2 protein-coding genes are annotated in these 1401 nt (G+C 52.8%); both read left to right on the plus strand.

The window, feature by feature from the left end:
• The first annotated feature begins 132 nt into the window (after window positions 1-132).
• Complete coding sequence (locus tag ACOCD2_RS19940; protein ID WP_419588540.1) at window positions 133-492, plus strand: hypothetical protein; 360 nt, start codon at window positions 133-135, stop codon at window positions 490-492.
• A partial coding sequence (locus ACOCD2_RS19945; RefSeq protein ID WP_419588541.1) for a GSCFA domain-containing protein occupies window positions 384-1401 on the plus strand: 1018 nt, incomplete at its 3' end. The genes ACOCD2_RS19940 and ACOCD2_RS19945, both read left to right, overlap by 109 nt.

The raw sequence follows: 1401 nt of genomic DNA on the forward strand, positions 1-1401 counted from the left end.
CATAAGACTTGATCTGTTGCACCCATTTGGGTGACTTGATTGCCCACCAATTTCAGTCATCCCGATTAATCAGTAATTGACGTAAAAACAATGGGTTGCACTGGTTGTTTCATCAAGCGTGTCTTCGGCCTCATGATAGATTTTGGGACATCCCAGTCCCCAAAATCGACTCGGCCTTTGACAACCTATTTGTGCCCCATCCGTCCTGGTCACCCAGCACTGCGCAACAACTTCGCAAGCTCGTTGCTGCTCCGTACTTGGCTCCCATATGACTGGACGCCGCGTTCGGAGGCCTACTTTGTTTTCCCTCTGGCGCAAGGCACGCCGGGAAAACAGTGCGGCCTCGCGGCTACTGGGGTCTACCAGCCTTCGCTTCGCTCTCCATGGCTGGCAGCGCGTGTAGCCTCTTTACATTGCCAAATTTGCTCAAAAGTCGTATCTATAACCATACAAAACTGGGGTCAACTATGCGAAAGCAGAGAAGCTCTCTAAGCGCCAAAACGAACCGGAAGGATCCGGGATCCTGGGGCGAGCACCGATGGCATTCGGAGAATGTCCAGGTATTCCCCCTGAAAAGGGACGATTTCAAGAATGTTCAGAAGATTGTTGATGAATTTGTTCTTCCGGGCCATCTGCCTGCATCGCCCATGCTTACGCAGCAAGACACGATTGTTACGATTGGATCGTGTTTTGCAGATGATCTTCGCAAGGCATTGATTCAAAGGAAGTATCAGGCGGACATCTTCTGGGTCCCCTCGGGGCTGAACAACACCTTTGCATTGCGGGATTTCGTATCCTGGTGTATATCGGGCGCGCAGACTGAACAGGCCTATCGCTATGATCGGGATTCATCGGGGGAGATCAACGAATGGATGCCGGAGGAGGAGCAGGAGTACTACGCCGATCACTTCAAGAAAGCAGGCGCGATTGTGTTTACCATAGGGCTCGCGGAGGTCTGGGAGGATCAGGAAGCCGGGACGGTTTTCTGGCGTGGGGTTCCTGATCGGATTTTTGATGAAGATAAGCATGTTTTCCGCTTGTCCACCGTAGACGAGAATCAGCGGAATATCGATAAAGTCATCGAGTACATCCGCAGAGTGAACCCGCATGCCCCCATCGTGCTCACGCTTTCGCCCGTACCGTTGAAAGCGACTTTCCGCCCCATTTCCTGCATGACTGCGGACTGTGTTTCGAAATCGGTGTTGCGCGTTGCGCTGGATCAGGTGATGCAGGCCGGGCATCCGGATGTCTACTACTGGCCGTCCTTTGAGATTGTCAAATGGCTGGGATGCCATATACCCGTGCAGGCTTACGGCTACGAGGATGGACACTCGCGGCATGTCTCCCGTTTCCTCGTGGATGGCATTATCACCAGCTTTTTGTCCCGGTTCTTTCAGCCGA

The sequence above is a fragment of the Thiolapillus sp. genome (assembly GCF_048562965.1).
GTDB lineage: Bacteria > Pseudomonadota > Gammaproteobacteria > Chromatiales > Chromatiaceae > Thiolapillus > Thiolapillus brandeum_A.

What these genes read in the sequence shown, in the direction of transcription:
- ACOCD2_RS19940 (WP_419588540.1), top strand. Translation starts at nt 133, where the DNA reads ATGATAGATTTTGGGACATCCCAGTCCCCAAAATCGACTCGGCCTTTG.